Source organism: Streptomyces sp. NBC_01546, assembly GCF_045208355.1.
Classification (GTDB): domain Bacteria; phylum Actinomycetota; class Actinomycetes; order Streptomycetales; family Streptomycetaceae; genus Streptomyces.
Map to the genome: position 1 here is coordinate 7,604,320 of NZ_CP109379.1, position 24,845 is coordinate 7,629,164.

Here is a 24,845-nt window from a genome sequence, read left to right on the forward strand (position 1 = left end):
CGGCCGCGCCGCGCATCGTCAGGCGTCCGTGCGGGCAGCCAGCCACTGTGGCTCGCCCCGTCCCCCGCCCGCAGAGCCGGCCCGCGACGTCCCCCGTGGCCGCCGTGGCTCCCGTGCCGGTCCGTCCGCCGTCCGCCCGGCACGCGCTCGTCGCCGGGTCCGTCGGCAACTTCGTGGAGTGGTACGAGTTCGGCGTCTACGGCTCCTTCGCCACCGTCATCGCCGCCCGCTTCTTCACCCCCGACGGTGGCGACCGTGCCGAGGCGCTCATCGCGACCTATGCCGCCTTCGCCATCGCCTTCTTCTTCCGCCCGCTGGGCGCCCTGATCTTCGGACGGCTCGCGGACCGGGCGGGCCGCCGGCCCGCGCTCGTCCTCGCCGTCGCCCTGATGACCGGCGCGACCACCCTGATCGGAGTACTGCCCGCGTACTCCACCGCCGGCGCCGTCGCACCGTGGCTGCTGACCCTGCTGCGCAGCGTCCAAGGACTGTCCGCCGGGGGCGAGTTCGGCGGAGCCGTGAGCCTCCTGACCGAGACCGCACCGCCTGGCCGGCGCGGCCGCCACGGTGCCTGGCAGTCGTTCACCGTCGCCCTCGGGCTCCTCACGGGCGCGGGCGTCGCCGTCGGCCTGGCGACCCTGCTCTCCGAGAGCGACCTGTACGCGTGGGGCTGGCGCATCCCCTTCCTGCTCGCCCTGCCGCTGGGCGCCGTCGCGCTGTGGTTGCGGCTGCGGCTGCCGGAGACCGCGGGGCCCCCGGGCCGGGCGGACGTCCCGGGCCGGGCGGACCTCACAGGCCGGGCAGACGCCCCAGGCCGCGCCGACACGGCGCGCGCCGTCGTCCTCGGCGTCGGCCGCATCATGGGCTGGTCCGCGGCCGGCTACACCTTCCTCGTCGTGCTGCCCTCCTACCTCCAGGCCACTCTCGGCACCACCTTCCAGCAGGCCCTGGCCGCCACCTTCGTCGCCAACCTCGGATTCGCCGTCGCGATCCTCCCCGCCGGAACACTCAGCGACCGGGTGGGCCGGCGTACCGTCATGCTCACCGGCAGCATCCTCGTCGTCCTGACCGCCGTACCGCTCCTGCACCTCCTGCGCGACCCGGGCACATCCGTCGCGGCGAAGGCAGCACTGCTGGCGGCGGCCGGCGCGATGATCGGACTCCTGGCCGGGCCGGGCCCCGCCCTGCTCGCGGAGATGTTCCCGACGCGCGTGCGCAGCACCGGGCTGGGCCTGGCCTACGCGCTCTCCAACGCCGTCTTCTCCGGATGCGCGGGCCTGATCGTCACCACGCTCGTACGGCACACCGGGAACCCGGACATTCCCGCGCTCTACGCGGCGGGCGCCTGCGCGCTGGCCGTCCCCGCCCTGCTCACCCTGCGCCCCGACGACCACCTGAGGCCCCTGCGATGACCCACCACGCCGCGCCGCCCGCACCGCAAGCCGCGCAGACCACCGTCATCGGCCTGATGTCCGGCACTTCCTGCGACGCAGTCGACGCCGCGGCCGCCCGCATCACGCGTGACGGCTCCGAACTGCGCCTCACCCCGCTCGGCATGGTCAGCGAGCCGTACGACGACGAGCTGCGCCACGCGCTCGCGGCAGCGCTCCCGCCCGGGCGCACCACCCTCGCCGACGTGTGCCGCCTCGACACCCGGATCGGGCAGTCGTTCGCCCGTCTCGCCGCCCGGGCCGATCGCGAACTCTGCGCGGGCCGGGCCGAACTGATCGCCTCCCACGGCCAGACCGTCTTCCACTGGTCGGACGGCGGTCTCGTCCACGGGACCCTGCAACTCGGCGAACCCGCGTGGATCGCGGAGGCGACCGGACTCCCCGTCGTCTCCGGCTTCCGGACCCGGGACATCGCCGCCGGCGGCCAGGGCGCACCTCTGGTCGGCCTGATCGACCGCATGCTGCTGCGCGGACACCCCGGCGTACCGGCCGCGCTGAACGTCGGCGGCATCGCCAACGCCACCGTGCTCACCCCGGACGGCACCCCGGCGGCCTTCGACTCCGGGCCCGGCAACGCCCTTCTCGACGCCGCCGCCCGCCACCTCACCGCCGGGCGCCTCGACCGCGACACCGACGGCCGCCTGGCGGCCCGCGGCACCGTCCACCGGCCGCTGCTCGACCGCCTGCTCGCCGAGCCGTACTACGTGCTGCCCGCGCCCAAGACCACCGGCCGGGAGCTGTTCCACTCCGGCTACCTGCGTACGGCCCTGGACGCGGTCGGGGCGCTCTCCACCCCCGACGTCCTCGCCACCCTCACCCGGCTCACCGCCCGCACCGTCGCCGACGCGCTGCGCCCGTTCGGGGTCACCGAGGTGCTGGCCTCCGGCGGCGGCACGCGCAACCCCGTCCTGATGGCCGCACTTCGCCAGGAACTCGGTGCCGCGGTACGGCTGCGCACCTCGGACGCGGTGGGGCTGCCCAGCGCCGCCAAGGAGGCGTACGCCTTCGCCGTACTGGGCTACCTCACCCTGCACGGCCTGCCGGGCACCGTGCCGCAGTGCACGGGCGCGGCGGGCCCCCGGGTCCTCGGCAGCCTCACGCCGGGCCGTACGCCGCTCCGTCTGCCCCCGCCGCTGACGCAGGCGCCCCGCACCCTGACGGTCACCCCGCCACCGGCCGCCTCGCCTGCTCAGGCGCCCTGGCGGTGACCATCACGCCGGCGATCAGGCCCGCGAGCAGGAGGGTGCCGACCTCCCACCAGAGGCCGTCGGCGTAGCCGCGCAGCAGCTCCTGGGCCTGATCATCCGGTGACGCATGGGCGAGGCGGGCGGTCATGAAGCTCGTGAGCAGCGCCGTGCCGATCGCCTCGCCCACCTGCTGGGCCGTGATGACGGTGGCCGAGGCTGCGCCGGAGTGCTGCGGGGCGATGGCGGCGGTCGCGGTGGCGAAGACCGGAGTGAAGGCCAGACCGGTGCCGAAGCCGGCGAGGAGCATGCCGGGCAGCACCTGGATCGGGTAGGCGCCGCCGGCCTCGAGTCCCGTCAGGAGCAGCAGCCCGACAGCCGTGATCACCAGGCCCGACACGATCAGGACCCGGGGCGCGGTGCGGTGCAGCAGGCGGGCGGAGACCTGGGTGGAGCCGATGACGGCAGCCGCGACCATGGGCAGGATCAGCACCCCGGCCATGGCCGGGGCGTAGCCGAGTACGTAGTGCAAATAGAAGGACAGGACGGGCAACAGGGAGAGGACGCCGATGCCGGCCAGGAGCACCACGAGGATGCAGCCGACGCGGTTGCGGTCCTGGAGGACGTACGGCGAAAGCAGGGGGCTGGACGTCCTGGTCTGCCACCACAGGAAGGCCACGAGCAGCAGGGTGCCCGCCGCGAGCAGGACCAGGGTCAGGGGGGTGGTCCAGCCGCGCTGCTGGGCATCGCCGAGGCCATAGACGAGGGCGGCGAGTCCCAGCGAGCCGAGCAGCACGCCGGGCCCGTCGAAGCGGGCGCCGGTGCGCCCCGGGCGGTCGGGCAGCAGGGCGTTGGCGAGGATCAGCGCGATCACGGCGAAGGGGATGCACGCGTACTGGGTCCAGCGCCAGCTCAGTGTCTCGGAGAGCCAGCCGCCGGTGAGCAGCCCGAGCGCCCCGCCGCCGGCGGTGATCGCGGCGTAGATCCCGAAGGCCCGGGCGCGTTCCTTCGGGTCGGTGAAGCCGGTGGCCACCAGGGACAGTGCGGACGGTGTGAGCAGGGCGGCAGAGGCGCCCTGCAGGGCGCGGGCCGCGATCAGCAGAGCGGGGTCGCCGGCCGAGCCGCCGAGCGCGGAGGCCACCGCGAAGCCGGCCAGGCCGATGACCAGGGTCCGTTTGGCCCCCACGAGGTCGGCGATGTGCCCGCCGAGCAGCAGCATCCCGGCGAAGGCAACCAGGTAGGCGCTGATCGCCGGGCTCAGGTCGTCGGCGTGGAGGTCGAGCTCGGCCTGGACGATCGGGATCGCCATGTTGAAGGTCGTCGCGTCGAGCAGCACCAGCAGCTGCGTCAGGGCGATCACCACCAGGCTCCCCCAGCGCCTGGGGTGCGGGGACGCCGGGTCCTGGAAGGTGGCCGGGGACGGGGGCGGCCCGAAGCCCTGCGCGGGCACGAAGTGCGCCGGGGCGGTCGGCGCGTACGCGGGCGGCGGGGGCAGCGGCTGGGCGGAGGGGGTGCGGGGGTCCGGGTGTGCGGCGGGGGCCCCGGCGAGGGCTTCAGCGGGTGCGGCGGGGGCGTAGTCCAGCAACTGGGCGGCATGGCGGCCGAGTTGCGCCAGCACCGCACCCGGCAGCCACTCCGAGGCCTGATCCGGTGCCGTGCGCGCGGCCACCTGCTGCGGGGTGGGCCGCTTGGCCGGGTCCTTGTCCAGACATGCGCGGACGAGATCGACCAGCGTCTCCGGTACACCGGTCAGGTCCGCCTCCTCCTCGGCGACCCGGAAGAGGTGGGCGTTCAGACCGGTGTCCGTGGCGCCGAACAGATGGCGTCCGGTGGCGGCGTAGACGAGGACGGCGCCCAGGCAGAAGACGTCGCTGGCGGGGGTGAGTTCAAGGCCGCGGACCTGTTCCGGCGACATGAAGCCGGGGGAGCCGATCAGCATGCCGGTGCGGGTGTGCAGGCTGTCCCCGGCGAGGCTGTCCATCGCCCGCGCGATGCCGAAGTCGATGACGCGGGGGCCGTCGACGGTGACGAGGACGTTGGACGGCTTCAGGTCGCGATGGATCAGGCCCGCGTCGTGTACGGCCTGCAGGGCGAGGGCGAGCCGGTTGGCGAGGGTGTGGACCGAGTGCTCGGGCAACGGCCCGAAGTCCTGGGCGACCACGGTGTGCAGGTCCGGCCCCGGGATGTACTGGGTGGCCACCCAGGGCACGGCCGCCTCGGGGTCGGCGTCGAGCACGTCCGCCGTCCAACTCCCGCCCACCCGCCGGGCGGCGGCCACTTCGCGGGCGAAGCGCCTGCGGAACTCCGGGTGCCCGGCGTGCTCGGCCTGCACGACCTTTACGGCCACGGTGCGTCCGCCCTCGGAACGACCCAGATAGACCAGGCCCATGCCGCCCGCGCCCAGCCGGGCGATCAGGCGGTACGGGCCGATGCGGGTCGGGTCTTCTGCGATCAACTGGTCCACGGGAAAAAGGTAGGCCAACTATCCGACAGGGGTGGGGTCATCACGCGAATCGTGTGCGCTCCACCTCCGCAAACGCGTGCCGGAGCTACTCTCCGGACATGGAACGCGCAGAGGTCATCAAGCGAGTCATCGGAATCCTCACCGAAGCCCAGGAGATCCGCCGAGCGGTGGTGGCAGGAGAGGACGACGACACCCCGGAAACGGAAGCAGGGGTGGTCACCCAGCTGCTGAACGAGATGCTGCCCTCGATCAGCGTGCCGGCCGAATCCTCCCCCCAGCAGGTGGCGCGCCTGGTCGCGGAGGCCCTCGGACCGGCCCTGCACACGATGGTCGCCGGGTTCAGCCTGGCCTTCACCAGCCTGGCCATGGCGCACGACAGCGGTCGTACGGACGTCTCCTCGCTCGAGGTCCTCCAGGAACTCGCCCTCGAGGTGGAGGCGGGGACCTACGACGAGGACTCCTAGGGCAAGGTCTGGCCGGTGAAGGGAGAATGCCGGCATGAAGATGACCGGACAGGCCCTCAACCGTGCGACTCTCGCCCGACAGTTGCTGCTCGGCCGCGAGTCCCTCGACGTCGCGGACGCGGTGCGCCGGGTGGTCGCCCTGCAGGCGCAGGAGCCCGCCTCACCGTACGTCGCGCTGTGGAACAGGCTGAGCGGCTTCGACCCGGCGGGCCTCGACGCGGCCCTGAGCGGTCACCGAACGGTCAAAGCGACCCTGATGCGGCTCACCCTGCACGCGGTCCACGCCGAGGACTACCGGCACTTCCGGGAGGCCATGGAACCGACCCTGCGCGGCTCCCGGCTCGGCGACTCCCGTTTCACGGCATCCGGGCTCAGCGCCGATGAGGCCGGAGTGCTGGTCGGCGATCTGCTGGGGTACGCGGACCAGCCCCGCACCGTCGCCGAGATCGGGGGCTGGCTCGGGGAACGACTCGGCGCACCGATGGAGTCGGCGGCCCAGCGGATGCTGCGGCAGTACGCGCCGCTGTGGCACGCGCCCACGGGAGGGTCCTGGTCGTTCGAGACCCGGCCCTCGTACGTCGCGGCGGGAGCGCGACCGGTCCTGGCCGATGCCGACGCCGCGGCCGGCGGCCTGCAGATCCTGATCCGCCGCTACCTGGAGGGCTTCGGGCCGGCGTCGGTGGCGGACATGGCGCAGTTCGCGCTGGTCCAGCGGGCCCGGGTCCGCGCGGCGGTGCACGCGCTCGGCGACGGACTCGAGCAGCTGGAAGGCCCGGACGGCACGGCGCTGTACGACCTCCCCGGCGCACCACGGCCGACGGAGGACACCCCCGCCCCACCCCGGCTGATGGCCATGTGGGACAGCATCCTGCTGGCCTACGCCGACCGCAGCCGCGTCATTCCGCCCGCCTACCGCAAGCACGTGATCCGCGTGAACGGCGACGTACTGCCCACCCTGCTGGTCGACGGCCACGTCGCCGGTGTGTGGCGCCCCGTCGGCGGCGGGATCGAGGCCGCTGCCTTTCACCCCCTGCCGGAGGACACCTGGGAGGTACTGGCCGCGGAGGCCGGAGCGCTCGTCTCGTTCCTCGCTTCCCGCGACCCCAGGGCCTACCGGCGCTACGACCACTGGTGGACCAAGGGCCTCCCGGCCGCGGAGACCCGGCTGCTCGGCGGCGACCGAGCCGCCGGGGTCCGCGGGGGTGCCGGTCAGGCGCCGACGTAGGCCGCGAGGTGCTCGCCGGTGAGGGTGGGGCGGGTGGCGACGAGGTCGGCGGGGGTGCCCTCGAAGACGATCAGGCCGCCGTCGTGGCCGGCGCCGGGGCCGAGGTCGATGATCCAGTCGGCGTGCGCCATGACCGCCTGGTGGTGCTCGATGACGACGACCGACTTGCCGGAGTCGACGAGCCGGTCGAGCAGGCCGAGCAGGTGTTCCACGTCGGCGAGGTGCAGGCCGGTGGTCGGTTCGTCGAGGACGTAGACCCCGCCCTTCTCCGACATGTGGGTGGCCAGCTTGAGCCGCTGCCGCTCGCCGCCGGACAGCGTGGTGAGCGGCTGGCCGAGGCTGAGGTAGCCGAGGCCCACATCGGCGAGGCGGTCGAGGATCTTGTGCGCGGCCGGCGTGTGCGCTTCGCCGCTGCCGAAGAACTCCTCGGCCTCCGTCACGGACATCGCGAGCACCTCGCTGATGTCGCGGCCGCCGAGGTGGTACTCCAGGACCGAGGCGTCGAACCGCTTCCCCTCGCAGTCCTCGCAGGTGGTGGCGACGCCCTGCATGATCGCCAGGTCGGTGTAGATGACGCCGGCGCCGTTGCAGGTCGGGCAGGCGCCCTCGGAGTTGGCGCTGAACAGCGCCGGCTTCACCCCGTTGGCCTTGGCGAACGCCTTGCGGATCGGGTCGAGCAGCCCGGTGTAGGTGGCCGGATTGCTGCGCCTGGAGCCGCGGATCGGGCTCTGGTCGATCGACACCACGCCCTCGCCGGGCGCCCCCGACCGGTGTGGCAGTGAGCCGTGCACGAGCGAGCTCTTGCCGGAGCCGGCGACCCCGGTGATGACGGTCAGCACCCCGAGCGGGATGTCGACGTCCACGTCGCGCAGGTTGTTCGCCGTCGCGCCGCGGATCTCCAGCGCGCCGGTGGACTTGCGCACCGTCTCCTTGAGGGAGGACCGGTCGTCGTAGTGGCGGCCGGTGGTGGTCCCGCTGGCCCGCAGTCCCTCGACGGTGCCCTCGAAGCAGACGGTGCCGCCCGTCGTTCCGGCGCCGGGGCCGAGGTCGACGACGTGGTCGGCGATCGCGATCGTCTCCGGCTTGTGCTCCACGACGAGCACGGTGTTGCCCTTGTCCCGCAGCCGCAGCAGCAGGTCGTTCATGCGCTGGATGTCATGGGGGTGCAGGCCGATGGTGGGCTCGTCGAAGACGTAGGTGATGTCGGTGAGGGCCGAGCCGAGGTGGCGGATCATCTTGACGCGCTGCGCCTCTCCGCCCGACAGCGTGCCCGCGGGCCGCTCCAGCGCGAGATAGCCGAGGCCGATCTCCACGAACGAGTCGAGGGTCTGCTGGAGCGCGGTGAGCAGCGGCGCCACCGTCGGCTCCTTGAGGCCGCGGACCCATTCGGCGAGGTCGCGGATCTCCATCGCGCAGGCGTCGGCGATGCTGATCTTCTTGATCTTCGACGTGCGGGCGCCCTCGCTGAGCCGGGTGCCGTCGCACTCGGGGCAGGTGGTGAAGGTGACGGCCCGCTCCACGAACGCCCTGATGTGCGGCTGCATCGCCTCCTTGTCCTTGGACAGGAACGACTTCTGGATCTTGGGGATCAGCCCTTCGTAGGTGAGGTTGATGCCGTTGACCTTGACCTTGGTCGGCTCGCCGTAGAGGAAGTCCTGCATCTCCTGCTTGGTGAACCGGCGGATCGGCTTGTTCGGGTCGAGGAAGCCCGACTGGGCGTAGAGCCCCACCGTCCACTGGCTGTCCGACTTCCAGCCGGGGATGGTGAACGCGCCTTCGGCGAGCGACTTGGAGTCGTCGTAGAGCTGGGTGAGGTCGATGTCGGAGACCTTGCCCCGGCCCTCGCAGTGCGTGCACATGCCGCCGGTGCGCTCGTAGGTCGCTCTCACCGCCTTCTTGTTGCCCTTCTCGACGGTGATCGCACCGGTCGCCCGGACCGAGGCGGTGTTGAAGGAGTACGCGCTGGGCGGGCCGATGTGCGGCTTGCCGAGCCGGCTGAAGAGGATGCGCAGCATCGCGTTGGCGTCGGTGGCGGTGCCGACCGTGGAGCGCGGGTCGGCACCCATCCGCTGCTGGTCGACGCTGATCACGGTCGTCAGTCCGTCGAGTACGTCGACCTCGGGCCGTGCCAGGTTCGGCATGAAGCCCTGCACGAAGGAGCTGTAGGTCTCGTTGATCAGCCGCTGCGACTCCGCGGCGATCGTGTCGAACACCAGCGAGCTCTTGCCCGAGCCCGACACGCCGGTGAACACCGTCAGCCGGCGCTTCGGGATCTCGATGCTGACGTCCTTGAGATTGTTCTCGCGCGCGCCGTGCACGCGGATCAGATCGTGGCTGTCGGCATCGTGCGGCGCAGGCGACTGCGTGTCCGACCTCGTGACCTTGCTCATCGTGTCTCCATCTGTCGGGAGGGGGCCGCTCGCGCGGCCCCCTTCGGTGTCGCCTGGCTCGATCCGGCCGGGTTCGAGCAGCACGTCCGGTTCTACTTCGTCGGCGCGATCATGGCAACGACGTAACGGGCAGCGGCTACCGCTTGCGGGGCTGGGCGAAGCGGATCATGTTGCCGGACGGGTCGCGGAAGGCGCAGTCGCGCACGCCGTAGTGCTGGTCGATCGGTTCCTGCAGGACCTCGCCGCCGGCGGCCCGCACCTTTTCGAAGGTGGCGTCGACGTCGTCGGTGGAGAAGATCACGCCGCGCAGCAGGCCCTTGGCCAGCAGGTCCGTCATGGCCTGGCGGTCGGCCGCCGAGGCGTTGGGGTCGGCGAGCGGCGGCTCGAGGACGATCTCCACGTCCGGCTGCGCGGGCGACCCGATGGTCACCCAGCGCATCCCCTCGTATCCGACGTCGTTGCGCACCTCGAGGCCGAGGGCGTCGCGGTAGAAGGCGAGGGCCTTGTCGTGGTCGTCGACTGCGATGAAGCACTGAGAGAGTGTGATGTCCATGCCGTCGACGCTACGAGGTGGCGGTGGAATGCGCTTCTCCGATCCTGACCGGTTCTCCCCGGGTGGGTACCAGGGCGCTCGACCCGTATCGTAGCTTCACGCCAACTATCCTTTATCTCAGGCGAGTTGCCGTTTCGCTGACCTATGTTCCCTGGGGCACGCCCATTCGCCCCAGGAGGTCAGATTGCAGTCCAGGCGCTTCCTCGCCTTATCCCGCCTGATACGCCGTTCCCACCTGCTCATAGCCTTCGGCCTCGGCTCGCTCCTGCTCGGTTCGACGCCGTGGCTCGGGGTCGCGAGCACGGCGGCCGGCCGCGCCCCGGAGCCCCGATCCGCCCCCGTACCTCTGGACCAGCAGACGGCGGCGCAGTCACCGCACCACGGCATCGCGCCGGCGAACGCCATGGAGCCCACAGCTCCGGTTCTCGACCGCACCGGCTGGACGGCCACGGCGAGCGACGAGGAGACCAGCGGCGAGAACGGGCGCGCGGCCAACGTGCTCGACGGCAACACCGGCACCATCTGGCACAGCAAGTGGACCGGTACTCCAGCCCCGCTGCCGCACAGCATCACCATCGACATGCAGCGCACGACCGTCATCTCCGCACTCGTCTACCACCCCCGCACCAACGGGCCCAACGGACGCGTCGGTGAGTACGGCATCAGCCTCAGTACGGACGGACGGAGCTGGGGAAGCCCGGTCGCCACCGGCACGCTCGCGGACGACGCCGCCGCCAAGACCCTCGGGTTCGCCCCGCAGGGAGCCCGGTTCGTACGGCTGACGGCGCTCACCGAGGCCGGCGGCCGCGGGCCCTGGACCTCCGCCGCCGAGATCAACCTGCTGGGCGACCCCGGCACCCCGGCCGCCACCGTCGACCTGTCCCGGGCCGGCTGGACGGCCACGGCGAGCGACGAGGAGACCAGCGGCGAGAGCGGGCGCGCGGCCAACGTGCTCGACGGCAACACCGGCACCATCTGGCACAGCAAGTGGACCGGTACTCCAGCCCCGCTGCCGCACAGCATCACCATCGACATGCAGCGCACGACCGTCGTCTCCGCGCTCGTCTACCACCCCCGCCCCGACGGGCCCAATGGCCGGGCAGGCGCGTACACCGTCACCACCAGCACCGACGGCACGGCCTTCGGCGCGCCCGTCGCGGCCGGCACCTGGCGGGACGACGACACCGTCAAGACCGCCACCTTCACCCGTGCGGAGAACGCCCGCTTCGTACGCCTGACCGTGACCACCGAGGCCGGCGGCCGCGGTCCGTGGACCTCGGCCGGTGAGATACGCCTGAGCGGACCGGCAAGCCCGGCCGTCCACGGGTCCTGGGACCGGATCATCGGCTTCCCCCTGGTGCCCGTGGCCACCGCCGCCCTGCCCGGCGACAAGCTGCTGGCCTGGTCGGCGTACGCGGTCGACCGCTTCGGCGGCAGCAGCGGCTACACGCAGACCGCGATCCTGGACCTGAAGACCGGCAAGGTCACCCAGCGCCGCATCGACAACACCGGCCACGACATGTTCTGTCCCGGCATCGCCATGCTGGCCGACGGCCGGGTGCTGGTCACCGGGGGCAGCAACGCGGAAAAGGCGAGCATCTACGACCCGGCCACCGACGCGTGGTCCGCCACGACCAGCATGAACATCGCGCGCGGCTACCAGGCCATGACCCTGCTCTCCACCGGTGAGGCCTTCGTCCTGGGCGGATCCTGGAGCGGACCCGCGGGCGACAAAGCCGGCGAGGTCTGGTCGCCGGACACCCGCACCTGGCGCAAGCTCCCGGGCGTCGCCGCCACGCCGGCGCTGACGGCCGACCCGGCCGGAGCCTACCGCGCCGACAACCACATGTGGCTGCACGCCACTTCGGGCGGCAAGGTACTGCAACTGGGCCCGAGCAAGCAGATGAACTGGATCTCGACCACCGGCCAGGGCAGCATCACCGCCGCCGGCACCCGGGCCGACAGCCAGGACGCCATGACCGGCAACGCCGTCGCCTACGACATCGGCAAACTGCTCACCCTGGGCGGCTCGCCCGCCTACGAGAAGACCCCTGCCACGCGGCGCGCCTACACCGTGAACGTCTCGGGCAGCCAGGTCCAGGCAGCCCGCACCGGGGACATGGAGTACGCCCGCGCCTTCGGCAACAGCGTCGTCCTGCCCGACGGCAAGGTTGCCGTCTTCGGCGGGCAGGCCTATCCGGTGCCGTTCAGCGACGCGACCTCGGTGCTGACCCCCGAGCTGTGGGACCCGTCGACCGGCAGCTTCACCCCGCTCGCCACCATGGCCATCCCGCGCAACTACCACAGCGTGGCCAACCTGCTGCCGGACGGGCGGATCTTCTCCGGCGGCGGGGGCCTGTGCGGTGACTGCGCGACCAACCACGCCGACGGGGCCGTCTTCACACCGCCGTACCTGCTCAACGCGGACGGATCGCCGAAGCCGCGTCCTGCCATCACCGGGGGCGTGCCCGCCACGGCAGCCCCCGGCGCGTCGCTCACGGTGACCACCCAGGCTCCGGTGGCGTCCTTCGTCCTGATGCGGGCCGCGGCCGCGACCCACTCCACCGACAACGACCAGCGGCGGGTCCCGCTGGTCTCGTCCGCCACGGGAACCGGCGCCTACACGGTGGCCATCCCCGCTGACACCGGCGTGGTCCTGCCGGGGACCTACATGCTCTTCGCCCTAGACGCCCAGGGAGTGCCGAGCACCGCCCGGTTCGTCACCATCTCCTGAACCCACGAGCGGTGTCCGGCCCTCGAGCCGGCCGGACACCGCAACGGATCGTGGGGATACACCGGTCAGGCGCATCATGGCCGTGTGAAGGTGCCCCCGACCGCCGGTGGCGCAGCCGGTGTCCCAGGATTCCTCCAGGTCGCTCCCACGCCCCGGACCGCCGTGGTCTGGCTCCCTCCGGCCGGGCTGTGGCCCGCGATCCAGAGCATTCGCGCCGAGCACGACCCCCAGATCCGCCGCTGGCCACCGCACGTGAACCTGATCTTCGGATTCGTCCCGGAGACCGACTTCGCGGCAGCGGTCCCGCTGCTGGCCGCCGCGGCCGCGCAGAGCGGGCCTTTCACCATCCGCCTCAGCGGAGTGCACGCCTTCCGCCACCGCGCGTACTCCACCGTGTGGCTGGACCCCGCCGCGGCCGGTCCTGCCCCCTGGACCACGCTCCAGGGCGCCCTGGCGGAGCCGTTCCCGCTGTGCCGCGGCCGGTTCCCGCGGTTCACGCCGCACCTGTCGCTCGGCCGCACCGACGACCCGCGGAACCTGGCCGCGGAGTGTGCCGCCCTCCTGGGCAGCACGGCGGCGCAGGTCCACGACATCGTGCTGCTCTCCCGTCGCGGCGAAGAGCCCATGCGACCCCGCCTCACGATCACCCTGGGCACGGGCGAAGTGCGCCGGCACCAGGACTGCGGCACCTCCCGTTCCGGGTGACGGGCGGCCGAACGGCCCAAGGGCGGAGGCTTGTGACAAGCCCGCCTGCGCGGTCGTACCTATCGTGGGAGCAACCTCATGACCAGGACGTAGCGCGCGGACAGGTGGATCGTGAACGGATCCGGGATCGACTACCAGGCGGTGTTCGACGCCCTGCCGGGCGCGGTCGCACTGCTGACCCCCGATCTCGTGTTCCTGGACGCCAACGAGGCGTACCTGTCGATGTCCGGCCGCACGCGCGAGCAGGTCGTCGGCGGCTATCTGTTCGACGTCTTCCCCGACAACCCCACCGATCCGGACGCGACCGGCATGTACAACCTGCGCACCTCCCTGGAACGGGTCGTGGCCACCGGGGAGCGCGACACCATGGCCCTGCAACGCTACGACGTGGAATACCACGATCGGCCCGGGGTGTGGCAGGAGCGGTACTGGAGCCCCGTCAACGTCCCCGTCCGCGCCCCCGACGGCAGCGTGGCGCTGCTGCTGCACCGCGTGGAGGAGGTCACCGAACTCATCCGGGCCCAGAGCGCACGCGGCGCCACGGACCGCGCCCAGGTGCTGGAGTCCGATCTGTACTCCCGCGCCCGGGAGCTTCAGGAGGTCAACGAACGCCTGCGCCGGGCCCACACCCGTGAACGCGAGGTGGCTCTCCATCTCCAGGAGGCGATGCTGCCCACGCCCCGCCCGCTCGGCCACCACCAGGCCGCCGTGCGCTACCTGCCGGCCGCCGGAGCCCTGAACGTGTGCGGCGACTGGTACGACCTCGTCGACCTGCCCGGCCGCACCGCCGTCGCCGTCGGTGACGTCGTCGGCCACGGACTGCGCGCGGCCGGCGTCATGGGCCAGCTGCGCAGCGCCCTGTCAGCCGCCTCCCGCGTCACCGAGGGCCCCGCCCAGGCCCTCGAGGGCCTCGGCCTGTACGCCCGCTCCATCGACGGCGCCGAGTCCACGACCGTGGTGTCGGTCTTCATCGACTGGAACAGCCGCACCCTCACCTACAGCTGCGCCGGCCACCCCCCGCCCGCGCTCTGCCACCACGACGGCACCGTCACCTTCCTCGACCAGGCCACCGACCCCCCGCTCGGCGCCCGGCCCGAACACGCTCGCCGCCCCCAGGCCCAGAGCGCCTTCACCGAAGGTTCCGTACTCGTCCTCTACACCGACGGACTCGTCGAACGCCGCCACGAGGACATCGACGCCGGTCTCCAAAGGCTCGCCGACGCCCTCGCACGACACCGCACCGCCGAACCCGAAGCGCTGGCCGACGCCCTGCTGACCGACCTCATCCCGTCGGCCGGAATCACCGACGACACGGCCCTGGTCGTCCTGCGCCTGTGACGGCGCCGCGGTGAGAGCGCGGCTCGCCCCGGCCTGCATGGCGATCACTGGCGCAGGGCCCGAGAATGAGACTGCCCGAACGAGAGCGCCCTGCAAGACGTGGAGGGCCGATGCTTCCCTATCCGCCGATTGCCGAGCACGGCCTGATCGGGGACCTGCAGACGTGTGCACTCGTCTCCTCCGAAGGCGTGCTGGACTGGTTCTGCTCGCCCCGCTTCGACTCGCCCAGCATCTTCGCCGGACTGCTCGACCACGACCGCGGCGGACACTTCGCCATCACCGCGGACGCGCCGGGTGTCGAAGGAGGCGGGCCGGGAGGCGAGGCCGGCGTCATCACCCGCCAGCTCTACCTGGCCGATACCGCTGTCCTGATCACCCGCTTCCTCACGCGCGAGGGCGTGGGGGAGGTGGTCGACTTCATGCCCGTCCACCATCCGACCACGGTCACCGACCGGCACCGGGTGGTGCGGGTGATGCGGACGGTACGGGGCTCCGTGCGCTTCGCCCTGGAGTGCCGGCCGCGCTTCGACTACGGCCGCGCGCACCACGACCTCGCCCTGGACGGCAGCACCGCGCGCTTCGAGGGTCCGGGCGTCACCGCACACCTGCAGGCCATCGGCCCTGTTCCGCTGGAGGCCGACGGGGGTGACGTACGAGCCGGGGTGACGCTGGCGGCCGGTGAGCGTGCGGCCGTCGTGCTGACGGTGTGCGACTCCGCGAGCCAGGCTCCACGGCCGCTGGACGCGGACGAGCTGGCGGAGGAATTCGCCGCCGTGCGCCGTTTCTGGCACGACTGGATCGGACGCTGCAGCTACCGGGGCCGCTGGCAGCAGATCGTCAACCGCTCCGCCATCACCCTCAAGCTCATGACGTACGCGCCCACCGGCGCGCCCATCGCCGCCGCGACCATGGGCCTGCCCGAGCAGGAGGGCGGCGAGCGGAACTGGGACTACCGCTACACCTGGATCCGCGACGCCTCCCTGGCCGTGCGGGCCATGCGCGACCTGGGCTTCACCGAGGAAGCGAACGCCTTCCGCGGCTGGCTCCAGCAGCGGCTGGAGGACGGGGGAGCACCCAACGGAGAGCCGCTGCAGATCATGTACCGCGTCGACGGGGACCCGTACCTGGCCGAGGAGGTCCTCGGCCATCTGGCGGGCTGGCGCGGCTCCGCCCCGGTGCGCGCGGGCAACGGCGCCGCCGGGCAGCTGCAGTTGGACATCTACGGCGAGGCCGTCTTCGCCCTCGCCCACGCGGGCCAGGCCGGCGACGTCATCGGCTACGACGGCTGGCGGCGCTCCGCCGCCGTGCTGGACTGGCTGTGCGACAACTGGGACCGCCCCGACGAGGGCATCTGGGAGACCCGGGGCGGCCAGAAGGACTTCACCTACAGCCGCCTCATGTGCTGGGTCGCTCTTGACCGTGGCGTCCGCCAGGCCTCCGCCCTCGCCCGCCCGGGCGACGTACCCCGCTGGACCGCCGCTCGCGACGCCGTCCTCCAGCAGATCATGACGCGCGGGTGGAGCGAGGAGCGTCAGGCGTTCGTCCAGCACTACGGCAGTACCGTCCTGGACGCCTCCCTGCTGATGATGCCGCTGGTCGGCTTCATCACCCCGAAGGACCCGCGCTGGCTGTCCACCCTGGAAGCCATGGACGGCGAACTCGTCTCCGACAGCCTCGTCTACCGCTACGACCCCGCCGCCTCTCCCGACGGCCTGCAGGGATCCGAGGGCACCTTCTCCCTGTGCAGCTTCCTCTACGTCTACGCCCTCGCGCGCGCCGGACGTCTCGAACAGGCCCGCTACGCCTTCGACAAGATGCTCACCCACGCGAACCACGTGGGGCTGTTCGCCGAGGAGATCGGCCCCAGCGGCGAGCAACTGGGCAACTTTCCCCAGGCCTTCACCCACCTCGCCCTCATCACAGCGGCCCACGCACTCGACACGGAACTCGACCGGTTCGCGAGCCGCGGCCAGAGCGTCGCTCCCTGACGGCTCCCGGGCTCAGCGCCAGGCGGGATGGCCTTCGCCGGAGGTGCCGGTGGTCAGGGTGCGCTCGCCCGTCTTGTCCGCGCGCACGGCCCAGATCACCGGCTTCTCGTACGGGCCGCGGACGAAGGCCACCCAGGTGCCGTCGACGGACCAGGCGGGGTCCATCTCATGGGCGCCGGTGGCGACCAGGTCGCGATCGTCCGTGCCGTCGACGGCCACGAGGCGGATGTCGCCCTGAGTACCCGCGCCGTAGGTCCCCGCGGTGTACGCGAAGGTCGCGCCGTCCGGGGACCACACCGGGTCGAGTGCCGGATGGGGCAGCCGGGTCACCTGCTGCGGGGCGCGGTCCGGGGCGGCGGGGTCGACCACGTGGATCTGCCAGTTCTCGGGCTCCGTCTGCAGACAGACCGCGATGCGCTTGCCGTCCGGCGACCACGCGGGGTCCTCGACCTGGCCCTTGCCCGAGGTGAGCTGGCGAGCGGAGCCGTCGGCGACGTCGACCACGAACAGCTGCTGTACGCCGTCCTTCTTGCGCAGTACGGCGAGCCGGCTGCCGTCCGGCGACCAGGACACCCTGCCACCGGCGATGGAGGCGACCCGCCGCGCGTTCGAACCGTCGGCGCCGGCGGTCCAGACGGCCGTGCCCTCGGGCGTGGTACGGGTGAACGCGAAGGACTTGCGGTCAGGGGACCACGTGGGCAGCGTGTCGCACGCGTCCCCTGCCACGAGCTGCACGGGTGCCTCCGTCGCCGCGTCCCGGCGGGCGATGACGCCGTGACACGTCCCCGGCCAGCCGGGGGCGGTGTCCTTGCGGATGAGCAGGGGCTCCGTCGGGAAAGGGGCGGCGGCAGGTGCGGGGGCGGAGCCGGTGGGTGTGACGGCGCCGGGCTTGGCATCGTCCTTGGTGGAGCCGGTCCAGGGCTGCCACAGCAGCAGGCCGACGGCCGTGAGCGAGGCCACGAGCACCGCCGCCGCCACGACCGCGCGTCGACGCCCGGGCTGCGCGCCCGCCGGCTGCCGCGCCTCTGGTGAGGGCGTGGGCGTGGGCGTGGGCGTTGGGGAGAGCGGTGCCGCCGGCCCCGTCACGGTCCGCGGCTGTTCCGTACGGGGCTCCGGCGCGACGACGGGCCGGGGGGCGTCCGCCGCCGGGGTGTCCTGCGGTGCATCCGGCGCGGTGGGCTGCGCCGCCGGTTCCTGCCGGGGGAGCAGGTGCGTTGCCGCGTCCGGCAGCCAGGAGTCACCGGCCGGGTGGCGGACGGTCAGGCTGCCCAGGAAGGCGGATGGGGTGGGCCGTGCCTCCGGGTCCTTGGACAGGCATGCGCCGATGGCTTCGCGGAGTTCGCCGGGGACGGCGGTCAGGTCCGGCTCCTCGTGGACGACCTTGTAGTGCCTGGCCGCGGACGGGCCTTCGCCGAAAGGGGAGCCGCCCGCGGCCTGGGTGAGCACCACCCCCAGGGCGAACATGTCGACCGCGGGGGTCAGGGCGCCACCCCCGCTGAGCTGCTCGGGTGCAAGGAATCCCGGCGTGCCGATCTGCAGTCCGGTCTGCGTCAGGGCCGTTCCGTCCAGGGCGCGCGCAATGCCGAAGTCGATGACGCGCGGCCCGTCCTCTGCGACGATGATGTTCGCGGGCTTGAGGTCGCGGTGGATGACCCCCACCCGGTGGATCGCCTCCAGCGCCTCGGCCAGTCCGGCCGCCAGGACGGTGAGCGTGTCCAGAGGCAGCGATCCGACGCGCGCGAGCACCGCTTGCAGGGTGGGGCCGGGCACGAAGGCCGTCACCAGCCAGGCCGGCTCCCCGTCCGGGTCGGCGTCGACGACCGGTGCGGTGTGGAAGCCGCCGACCCGCCGCGCGGCCGCCACCTCGTCGGCGAACCTCCGCTTGAACCCGGGCTCGGTGCTGAGCTCTGGACGTACCACCTTGACGGCGACCGCACGGCCGGACTGGGACCGGCCCAGGTAGACCACGCCCATGCCCCCCTGGCCGAGCCGTCCCACCAGCCGGTAGCGGCCCTCGCCGACCGAGGTGGGATCGCCCGTTTCGAGCGGCTTCATGGGTCCCCCGTTTCACACCGTGCGCGATGAACAGCCTCTCCTTACCCGTCGCGCGGCATACCAGTCAAGCCAGGCCCGGGGGAGGCCCGCGGGAGGGCCGTCGTACCGCTCAGGGTGTGCGCCACCGTGCGGCCGTCCGGCTGGTCGCCTTCCACAGCTCGGGACCTCCGGCCGGGGCGGGCCACACCTGGATCAGGTACTCCTCGACGGGATCACTCGCCACGCGCGGATCGCCGTCGTCGCGGTTCCTGCCGTGGACGCGGATCCGGTAGTCGCCGGGGCCGGGAAGCTCCAGCCGGCCGGCCGGGTCCACTTCGGTGCCGGTCGTGGCGAAGTCGATGAACGCGGAGTCCCACGAGACGGGCACCTCGGCGACCGTGCCGGCGTCGACGTGGACGGTGCTGGTGGTGGTGTGCTGCGGGGCGGGCATGTGGGGTCTTCCCCTCGGTCTCGAATCGGAACGGGGCCGCACCCATGGTGGGTGCGGCCCCTGCTCTCGGGGTACCGGTTCGGCAGAAGTGCCGGCGTACGGCTGGGTCGGTGGGTCAGTCCCTGCCGCAGCCCACCGGCCCCATCGCCTGAGGCGGCGCCACCGCACCCGCGGACTTGAGGACGCGGACGTAGAACGCGTCGCCCTCCAGGACCCGCTGACCGTTCAGCGACGCCTTGCGCAGGCTGCCCTCACGGGAGTTGTCGTCCCCCGTCGAGGAAGTGGCAGGAGTAGTCCGGGTTCCGGCTGGCCCCCTCCAGTGACTGGGCGAACGGGTACTCGTCACAAGCCAGCCCGCTGCCCGGCGGAGGCCGCGGCACGCCGCGGCCGCAGGCCACGTCACGGTTCGCGTCGATGACGGTCTCGTCGAACGTGCGGTGCAGCGGGTACCGGGTACCCGGCTTCCCCCACGGCTGGTCGAGGTTGCGCTGCGCCCAGTCGACGTGCCAGGCCACCGCGTCGACCCTCGGGTTGCCGGTGTCCAGCACCCACACGGCCGCGACCTGGGGGGTACACGCAGCCGCCCGGCCCGGCGAAGACACGGTGAACTCGTACGTCCGCGTCTGGTTCGGGAACAGGAACTGCTCACCGGACTCGTCCACGTCGCAGCGGTTGCACTCGAAGCCGACCCGGCCGTTGGTCAGCCAGCCCGCCCACGAGGACGGGTCCGTCAGCCGCAGCTCCACCTTGTACTTCGACTCGTACCGGTTGCGCGGGTCGAGCGTGGCCGTGACCTTGGAATGCAGGGTCGCCGTCCCGGCGGGTGTTCCGTTGCGCGTAACGATCCTTTACCCATGCGGGTCAGTCCTTCGGCAGTCGTCGAACGGATTGACCCGTGCATGCTGAAACGTTCACCGGCGGTCGGTCAACGGGCTGTTGAGATCTACCGGACGTCCTCACGCAAACCCCCCGAGGCGCACGCATATCGCTCACCACGGGAACCCGCACCTCCCTCGTTCCTGTGCCGACCCTGCGGGCTTCCTTAAGGGACCTTGAAGAACGCCTCCAGACCGCTCTTTTGGCTGGTCACGGCCCTAGGCTCGGTCCGAGCCTCCCCCAGCCCCCGCTGGGAGGTGCCCCACCCCTTCTCTCTGTGAGGTCTACAGGCATGAGCCGCAGCCAAACTCCCGGAACGCCGTCCCGCGTCGAGGCGCGACGGAAGAAGGCGGTGCGCACGCGCATCGTGCTGTCCCTCACCGCGGCGGCCGCGGCGGTGGCGGTCGGGGTCGCGGTGGCCGACTCCGACGGCGGAGCGCGCGGGGACAGGCGGGCCGATGGCGCCAGCGGACCGAAGTCCGGGGCGCCGGGCTCCGGTAGCGGGGAGGCGACGGCGACTCCCACGCCTCCCCTCCCCACGCTCACCGCCGACGCCGCGGCCGCGACGGGCGCGACGCCGTCAGGAACGCCCGGCGCCGACGCCACGGGATCCGCCGCTCCCACGAAGCCCGCGGCAGAGGAGAGCAGCCCGGACAAGTCGGCGTCGACCCCGGCCCGCAAGCCCGCGTCGCGTACGCCTGCCGCGACCACCGGCGGCGGTTCCGGGGGTTCGGGCGGCTCCTCCGGCAATGCCTCCGGGGACTCCGAGTCGGCGGTCCTCGCCCTGGTCAACAAGGAGCGGGCCGCGGCCGGGTGCGGCCCCTTGGCCACGAACGCCAAGCTGAGCGCCGCGGCGCGGGCGTACAGCGACACCATGGCCCGCAGTGGCGTCATGTCCCACACCGGACCCGACGGGTCCACCATGACCACCCGCGTGGAAGCGGCCGGATACGGATGGTCCCGCCTGGGCGAGAACATAGCCCGGGGCCAGTCGGACGCCGACGCCGTCATGAACGCGTGGATGAACAGCCCCGGCCACAAGGCCAACATCCTCAACTGCGCCTTCCGGGAGATCGGCATAGGCGTCCACAAGGGCGACGGCGGCCCGTGGTGGACGCAGGACTTCGGCACGCCGAAGTAGGAACCCTCCCGCCGGCCGCCGAGCGGCACACGTCCTCCGACCCGTACGCGGGCCAGGAGGACGTCGGCGTCTGCCCCGCGGACCCGCGCGACGGCGGACCCGCGGTGACGGGCGGCCCGGCGCGTCGGCCACTATGGGGCCGTGCCTCGAATTCCGCGCTACCTGCTCATATGGCTGTCGTGCACGGCCGCCAGCGTGACCGCCGTGCTCGTCACGGTCCAGTTCGTGGTCGGCTCGACCAGGCATACACCTCCGGTTGCGCGGTCCGCCCCGATGGTCTTCGATTCGCCGCCGGCGTGGCAGGCGGGGCAGGGCCAGTCCCCGAGCCCGCAGTCCCCGAGCCCGTCCGCCAGTGGCTCGCCCACCGCGACCGGGCAGCCGTCTCCCTCGGCCTCGACGCCCACACCCGCGAAGGCCTCGACGGGAACCCCCCGAACCACCGCGCCGAAACCCTCCGTCGACTGCGAGGAGGGCGGACCGGGCCTGCACACCGTCCCCTCGCAGGGCGGCAAGGTCACGGTGCGGTACGGGAGCCGCGGTGTGTGCCTGATCTCCGCGATACCCGGCCGCGGATTCAAGGCCACCACGTCACAGACCGCGGACGAGACCCTGACGGTCACCTTCACCAGCGCGGACCACCGCTCGGTCATCACGGCGACGATCGACCCGGTGGCGAAGGCCAGCGTCCGCGAAACCTCGTTCTGAGGGCCCGGCCGCCTCGGCCGCCTCGACCGCTTCGGCCGATCCGCACCACTCAACCCCCTGATCCCTTTTGCGTGTTTCGCCTTCTTGCGTGTGCTCATCACCCGAGTTCCGGCGAAGCGGAAGGTGAGCTGTTCCTTAGGGGAACCTCAAGATCGTGCTCACCCGGATCGGGCGGCCCGGAGCGGTCCTATGCTCGCGTCAGCCGAGCGGCCTTCGGCGCCCGGGCGTGATCGCCCCGGCGACCCGTCCAGCCGTCGCGCCGTCGGCTTCACCGAGCCGGGAGGCGTTCCTCGCCCTTCCCGCAGTCCGAACCGTGCCTTGGGGTGTCTTCGCCATGAGTTCTCGCATACTCCGACCCGTCCGTGCCGGCCGCCCCGCGCAGCCCCGCTCCGCCGCGCCCCTGGGGGTGCGACTGCCGCTGGTGGCCGCGGCCGTGGTCGCCGCCGGGCTGACCGCCGCCTGCGGTCCGTCCTCCCAGCCCGTCGGGTCCGCCTCGGTGTCCGCGGGCGGACCGTCGTCGCAGACCCTCGCCGCCGGGACGGAGTCCGCTTCCGCGTCCGCCTCCGCCGAGGCGTCCCCGACCGCCTCGGCCTCGCCGTCGGCGTCCGCCAGTACCGTTTCCGCCTCGCCGAGCCCCTCGCGCGCCCAGACCGCTTCGGCCGCGCCCAAGCCGTCCCGTACGTCCGCCGCCCCCGCACCGGCACGGATACCCGGGCCCGGCTACGACAGTTCGGCCGATGCGCAGAAGCTGATCGACGCGGCGCTGAGCGCGGCCAAGGCCGACGGCAGGATGGTGCTGCTCGACTTCGGCGCCAACTGGTGCGGCAACTGCAAGGCGGCCGACAAGGTGTTCGCCCAGCCGCAGACGGCCGCGATCCTCGGGGACTCGTACCACCTGGTCAAGGTCGACATCGGCGGCAACAGCTCCGCCAACTCCGCGCTCCTGCGCAAGTACAGCCCCTCGGGCGGCACTTACAAGATGCCCGTTCTGATCGTCGTCACGCCGTCCGGCACGGTGCGCACCGACACCCACGCCACGGGCAACCCCTCCCTGACCTCGGACGGGATCAACTCCTTCCTGCGCAAGTGGGCGTCATGAGACGACCGGTTCCGCGCCGCGCCGCCCTGATCGGCGCCGGTCTCGGGGCGGCGGCCTGCTGCGTCCTCGTCGCCATCGGCATGGCCGGCACCGACGCCGGCGGTGCCGGGGCGTCGGCCGGGCCGACCGGCGCCGCGGTCAGGGCCGCCGACGCGGCCACGGTCGTGGACTCCGGCGCCCGGCCGACCGCGCCCGTTCTGGCGGGCGAGGACCTGGACGGAAAGCCGGTCAGCCTCGCCGAGTTCCGGGGCCAGGTCGTCGTGCTCAACGTCTGGGGCTCGTGGTGCGGACCCTGCCGGGCGGAGGCCGACGACCTCGAGCGGCTCAGCGGGCAGACCCGGGCCGAGGGGGTCCGGTTCCTCGGGATCAACACCCGCGACCGGGACCGCGCGGCGGCGCAGTCCTTCGTACGCGCGCACGGCCTGGGCTTCCCCAGCCTCCACGACCCCGACGGCGAGCTCCTGCTCCGCTTCCCTCCCGCGCTCCTCAACCCGCAGGCGATCCCCTCGACCCTCGTGATCGACCGCCGCGGACGCATCGCCGTCAGCATCGGGGGCGCGATCACCGACGAGGAGCTGAGGCCGCTCCTCGCGCGCGTGGCGGAGGAAGCGGCATGACGACTCTCACGGGCCTGACGCTCGCCGCCGCGGACGCCCCCTCCCTCCTCCACGGGGCGCTGGCCGTCGCCGCTCCCGTGGCGTTCTGCGCGGGACTCGTCTCCTTCCTCTCGCCGTGCGTACTGCCCCTCGTGCCGGGCTACCTCAGCTACGTGACCAGCCTGTCGGTCTCCGACCTGGCGGACGCCCGCGGCGGGCAACGCCGCCGCATGGTGGCCGGCGCGCTGCTGTTCGTCCTGGGCTTCACGGCGGTCCTCGTCTCCGGAGGGGCCCTGTTCGGGTACTTCGGCCGGACCCTGCTGGCCCACCAGGAGGTGATCACCCAGGTGCTCGGCGTCTTCACCGTGCTGATGGGGCTGTCCTTCATGGGTCTCCTGCCGGGCTTCACGCAGCGGGAGTTCCGCAGCCACCGGCGGCCCGTGCTCGGACTGGCCGGCGCACCCGTGCTCGGGGCGGTGTTCGCGGTCGGGTGGACCCCCTGCATCGGCCCGACGCTGGCCGCCGTACAGGCGCTCGCCTGGAGCGAGGCGAGCGCGGCCCGCGGGGCCCTGCTGATGGCGGCCTACTGCCTCGGGCTGGGCTTGCCGTTCATCCTGGCCGCGCTGGCCTTCCGCCGGGCCCTGGGCGCCTTCGGCCTGGTCAAACGCCACTACCAGTGGGTCCTGCGGATCGGCGGCGGGATGCTCGTGCTCGTCGGCGTACTGCTGGCCACCGGCGTGTGGAACGACCTGGTGTACCGGCTGCAGTTGTGGAGCGCGGACTTCACCCCAGCCGTCTAGGGCCGCTGTTCGGCCCGTCCCCTTCCCTTCGCTGATACAGCTGACATAGAGGCATAGAGGCACAGATGAACGTTTCCCCGTATGTGAGGCATTCCCGGAAGGCCCGCATCGCGGCCGCCCTCCTCTCCCTGGCCGCCCTCGCGGCATGCGGCGAGCAGCCCGCCAAGGCCGGCGGCGCCGCGCCCACGACGCGCTTCACCGAGAACGGGGTCACCGTCACGCTCTCGGTGTCCGACTGGCATGCCCCGAACGGCACCCTGACCGCGGTCTTCACCCCCGAGGAGACGGGGTTCCACCTCTACAGCACCGATCTGCCGCCCTCCGGAATCGAGGGCGTGGGCAGACCGACCGCCATGGAAGTCGCCGGGGTCCTGCGGGCGGACGGGAAACTGACGGCCGCCGCGGAGGTACGGACGATCAGCGTGCCCGGTGTCGACGCCCCGGTCCCCGTCTACCCGGACGGCCCCGTCACCACCACGCTGCCCTTCCGCGCCGACGGCAACGGGGACGCGACGGTACTGCTCGGGTACGCGAGCTGCAGTTCGGAGGAAGGCTGCACCATTCCGGTCTCCGACCGCCCCGTGCACCTGCGCATCACCGACGAAGGCCCGGCCTTCGGCGCCCACCAGTAACGGGCGTTCACTAAG

20 protein-coding genes are annotated in these 24,845 nt (G+C 72.5%); 14 read left to right on the forward strand and 6 right to left on the reverse strand.

Going from position 1 to position 24,845, the window contains the following annotated elements; genetic code table 11:
* The first annotated feature begins 95 nt into the window (after positions 1–95).
* On the forward strand, positions 96–1,412 hold the full coding sequence (locus tag OHA89_RS34685; protein ID WP_266612582.1) for an MFS transporter: 1,317 nt from the start codon (positions 96–98) through the stop codon (positions 1,410–1,412).
* A complete protein-coding gene (locus tag OHA89_RS34690; RefSeq protein ID WP_266611818.1) occupies positions 1,409–2,659 on the forward strand; it encodes an anhydro-N-acetylmuramic acid kinase in 1,251 nt (416 codons plus the stop codon). The genes OHA89_RS34685 and OHA89_RS34690 overlap by 4 nt, the downstream gene beginning before the upstream one ends.
* Here OHA89_RS34690 and OHA89_RS34695 read toward each other — a convergent pair.
* Positions 2,613–5,099, reverse strand: coding sequence for an MDR family MFS transporter (locus OHA89_RS34695; protein ID WP_323186043.1), 2,487 nt, complete (start codon positions 5,097–5,099; stop codon positions 2,613–2,615). The two genes, OHA89_RS34690 and OHA89_RS34695, sit on opposite strands and share 47 nt — an antisense overlap.
* Positions 5,100–5,197: 98 nt before the next feature.
* Between OHA89_RS34695 and OHA89_RS34700 the strand changes: the two genes are divergently transcribed.
* Positions 5,198–5,563: a hypothetical protein gene (locus OHA89_RS34700; protein WP_215142759.1), complete on the forward strand. Its 366-nt coding sequence runs from the start codon at positions 5,198–5,200 to the stop codon at positions 5,561–5,563.
* A gap of 34 nt (positions 5,564–5,597) precedes the next feature.
* A complete protein-coding gene (locus OHA89_RS34705) occupies positions 5,598–6,788 on the forward strand; it encodes a winged helix DNA-binding domain-containing protein (protein WP_266611821.1) in 1,191 nt (396 codons plus the stop codon).
* On the opposite strand, the gene OHA89_RS34710 is transcribed toward OHA89_RS34705, so the two are convergent.
* Together OHA89_RS34710 and OHA89_RS34715 are read right to left on the reverse strand one after the other, a co-directional pair.
* Positions 6,773–9,178 (reverse strand): excinuclease ABC subunit UvrA, encoded by a 2,406-nt coding sequence (locus OHA89_RS34710; RefSeq protein WP_266611823.1) that lies wholly within the window; start codon positions 9,176–9,178, stop codon positions 6,773–6,775. The two genes, OHA89_RS34705 and OHA89_RS34710, sit on opposite strands and share 16 nt — an antisense overlap.
* A gap of 136 nt (positions 9,179–9,314) precedes the next feature.
* Entirely contained in the window at positions 9,315–9,731 is a 417-nt protein-coding gene (locus tag OHA89_RS34715) for a VOC family protein (RefSeq protein WP_215142765.1), read from the reverse strand.
* Positions 9,732–9,915: 184 nt separating this feature from the next.
* On the opposite strand from OHA89_RS34715, the gene OHA89_RS34720 reads away from it, so the two are divergent.
* From OHA89_RS34720 to OHA89_RS34735, 4 genes are all read left to right on the forward strand, one after another.
* Complete coding sequence (locus tag OHA89_RS34720; protein ID WP_406367874.1) at positions 9,916–12,465, forward strand: discoidin domain-containing protein; 2,550 nt, start codon at positions 9,916–9,918, stop codon at positions 12,463–12,465.
* An 84-nt stretch (positions 12,466–12,549) separates the two neighbouring features.
* Complete coding sequence (locus OHA89_RS34725; protein WP_257558558.1) at positions 12,550–13,170, forward strand: 2'-5' RNA ligase family protein; 621 nt, start codon at positions 12,550–12,552, stop codon at positions 13,168–13,170.
* A gap of 108 nt (positions 13,171–13,278) precedes the next feature.
* Complete coding sequence (locus OHA89_RS34730) at positions 13,279–14,508, forward strand: PP2C family protein-serine/threonine phosphatase (RefSeq protein WP_266612584.1); 1,230 nt, start codon at positions 13,279–13,281, stop codon at positions 14,506–14,508.
* Positions 14,509–14,618: 110 nt separating this feature from the next.
* On the forward strand, positions 14,619–16,496 hold the full coding sequence (locus OHA89_RS34735) for a glycoside hydrolase family 15 protein (protein WP_406367875.1): 1,878 nt from the start codon (positions 14,619–14,621) through the stop codon (positions 16,494–16,496).
* Positions 16,497–16,508: 12 nt separating this feature from the next.
* Here OHA89_RS34735 and OHA89_RS34740 read toward each other — a convergent pair whose 3' ends face one another.
* From OHA89_RS34740 to OHA89_RS34750, 3 genes are all read right to left on the reverse strand, one after another.
* Positions 16,509–18,551 (reverse strand): protein kinase domain-containing protein, encoded by a 2,043-nt coding sequence (locus tag OHA89_RS34740; protein WP_266611831.1) that lies wholly within the window; start codon positions 18,549–18,551, stop codon positions 16,509–16,511.
* Positions 18,552–18,660: 109 nt separating this feature from the next.
* The gene (locus tag OHA89_RS34745; RefSeq protein WP_266611832.1) at positions 18,661–18,981 is read right to left on the reverse strand and encodes a hypothetical protein; all 321 of its coding nucleotides are present in this window, start codon (positions 18,979–18,981) and stop codon (positions 18,661–18,663) included.
* A 251-nt stretch (positions 18,982–19,232) separates the two neighbouring features.
* Positions 19,233–19,727 (reverse strand): hypothetical protein, encoded by a 495-nt coding sequence (locus OHA89_RS34750; RefSeq protein ID WP_406367876.1) that lies wholly within the window; start codon positions 19,725–19,727, stop codon positions 19,233–19,235.
* Positions 19,728–20,149: 422 nt separating this feature from the next.
* On the opposite strand from OHA89_RS34750, the gene OHA89_RS34755 reads away from it, so the two are divergent.
* The 6 genes from OHA89_RS34755 (at position 20,150) to OHA89_RS34780 (ending at position 24,830) form a co-directional block, all read left to right on the forward strand.
* Entirely contained in the window at positions 20,150–20,998 is an 849-nt protein-coding gene (locus OHA89_RS34755) for a CAP domain-containing protein (RefSeq protein WP_406367877.1), read from the forward strand.
* A 141-nt stretch (positions 20,999–21,139) separates the two neighbouring features.
* On the forward strand, positions 21,140–21,703 hold the full coding sequence (locus OHA89_RS34760; protein WP_266611837.1) for a hypothetical protein: 564 nt from the start codon (positions 21,140–21,142) through the stop codon (positions 21,701–21,703).
* 334 nt (positions 21,704–22,037) lie between these two features.
* Positions 22,038–22,802 (forward strand): thioredoxin family protein, encoded by a 765-nt coding sequence (locus tag OHA89_RS34765; RefSeq protein ID WP_266611838.1) that lies wholly within the window; start codon positions 22,038–22,040, stop codon positions 22,800–22,802.
* Positions 22,799–23,419 carry a TlpA disulfide reductase family protein gene (locus OHA89_RS34770; protein WP_251064446.1) on the forward strand — a complete coding sequence of 207 codons (621 nt, stop codon included), beginning with the start codon at positions 22,799–22,801 and terminating at the stop codon, positions 23,417–23,419. Before OHA89_RS34765 ends, OHA89_RS34770 begins: the two co-directional genes overlap by 4 nt.
* The gene (locus tag OHA89_RS34775; RefSeq protein ID WP_266611842.1) at positions 23,416–24,198 is read left to right on the forward strand and encodes a cytochrome c biogenesis CcdA family protein; all 783 of its coding nucleotides are present in this window, start codon (positions 23,416–23,418) and stop codon (positions 24,196–24,198) included. The genes OHA89_RS34770 and OHA89_RS34775 overlap by 4 nt, the downstream gene beginning before the upstream one ends.
* A 65-nt stretch (positions 24,199–24,263) precedes the next feature.
* Positions 24,264–24,830: a hypothetical protein gene (locus tag OHA89_RS34780; protein WP_266611844.1), complete on the forward strand. Its 567-nt coding sequence runs from the start codon at positions 24,264–24,266 to the stop codon at positions 24,828–24,830.
* The last annotated feature ends 15 nt before the right edge of the window (positions 24,831–24,845 follow it).

What these genes read in the sequence shown, in the direction of transcription:
- OHA89_RS34735 (WP_406367875.1), top strand. Translation starts at nt 14,619, where the DNA reads ATGCTTCCCTATCCGCCGATTGCCGAGCACGGCCTGATCGGGGACCTG.
- OHA89_RS34755 (WP_406367877.1), top strand. Translation starts at nt 20,150, where the DNA reads ATGAGCCGCAGCCAAACTCCCGGAACGCCGTCCCGCGTCGAGGCGCGA.
- OHA89_RS34770 (WP_251064446.1), top strand. Translation starts at nt 22,799, where the DNA reads ATGAGACGACCGGTTCCGCGCCGCGCCGCCCTGATCGGCGCCGGTCTC.
- OHA89_RS34710 (WP_266611823.1), bottom strand. Translation starts at nt 9,178, where the DNA reads ATGAGCAAGGTCACGAGGTCGGACACGCAGTCGCCTGCGCCGCACGAT.
- OHA89_RS34715 (WP_215142765.1), bottom strand. Translation starts at nt 9,731, where the DNA reads ATGGACATCACACTCTCTCAGTGCTTCATCGCAGTCGACGACCACGAC.
- OHA89_RS34700 (WP_215142759.1), top strand. Translation starts at nt 5,198, where the DNA reads ATGGAACGCGCAGAGGTCATCAAGCGAGTCATCGGAATCCTCACCGAA.
- OHA89_RS34775 (WP_266611842.1), top strand. Translation starts at nt 23,416, where the DNA reads ATGACGACTCTCACGGGCCTGACGCTCGCCGCCGCGGACGCCCCCTCC.
- OHA89_RS34780 (WP_266611844.1), top strand. Translation starts at nt 24,264, where the DNA reads ATGAACGTTTCCCCGTATGTGAGGCATTCCCGGAAGGCCCGCATCGCG.
- OHA89_RS34740 (WP_266611831.1), bottom strand. Translation starts at nt 18,551, where the DNA reads ATGAAGCCGCTCGAAACGGGCGATCCCACCTCGGTCGGCGAGGGCCGC.
- OHA89_RS34705 (WP_266611821.1), top strand. Translation starts at nt 5,598, where the DNA reads ATGAAGATGACCGGACAGGCCCTCAACCGTGCGACTCTCGCCCGACAG.
- OHA89_RS34745 (WP_266611832.1), bottom strand. Translation starts at nt 18,981, where the DNA reads ATGCCCGCCCCGCAGCACACCACCACCAGCACCGTCCACGTCGACGCC.
- OHA89_RS34690 (WP_266611818.1), top strand. Translation starts at nt 1,409, where the DNA reads ATGACCCACCACGCCGCGCCGCCCGCACCGCAAGCCGCGCAGACCACC.
- OHA89_RS34765 (WP_266611838.1), top strand. Translation starts at nt 22,038, where the DNA reads ATGAGTTCTCGCATACTCCGACCCGTCCGTGCCGGCCGCCCCGCGCAG.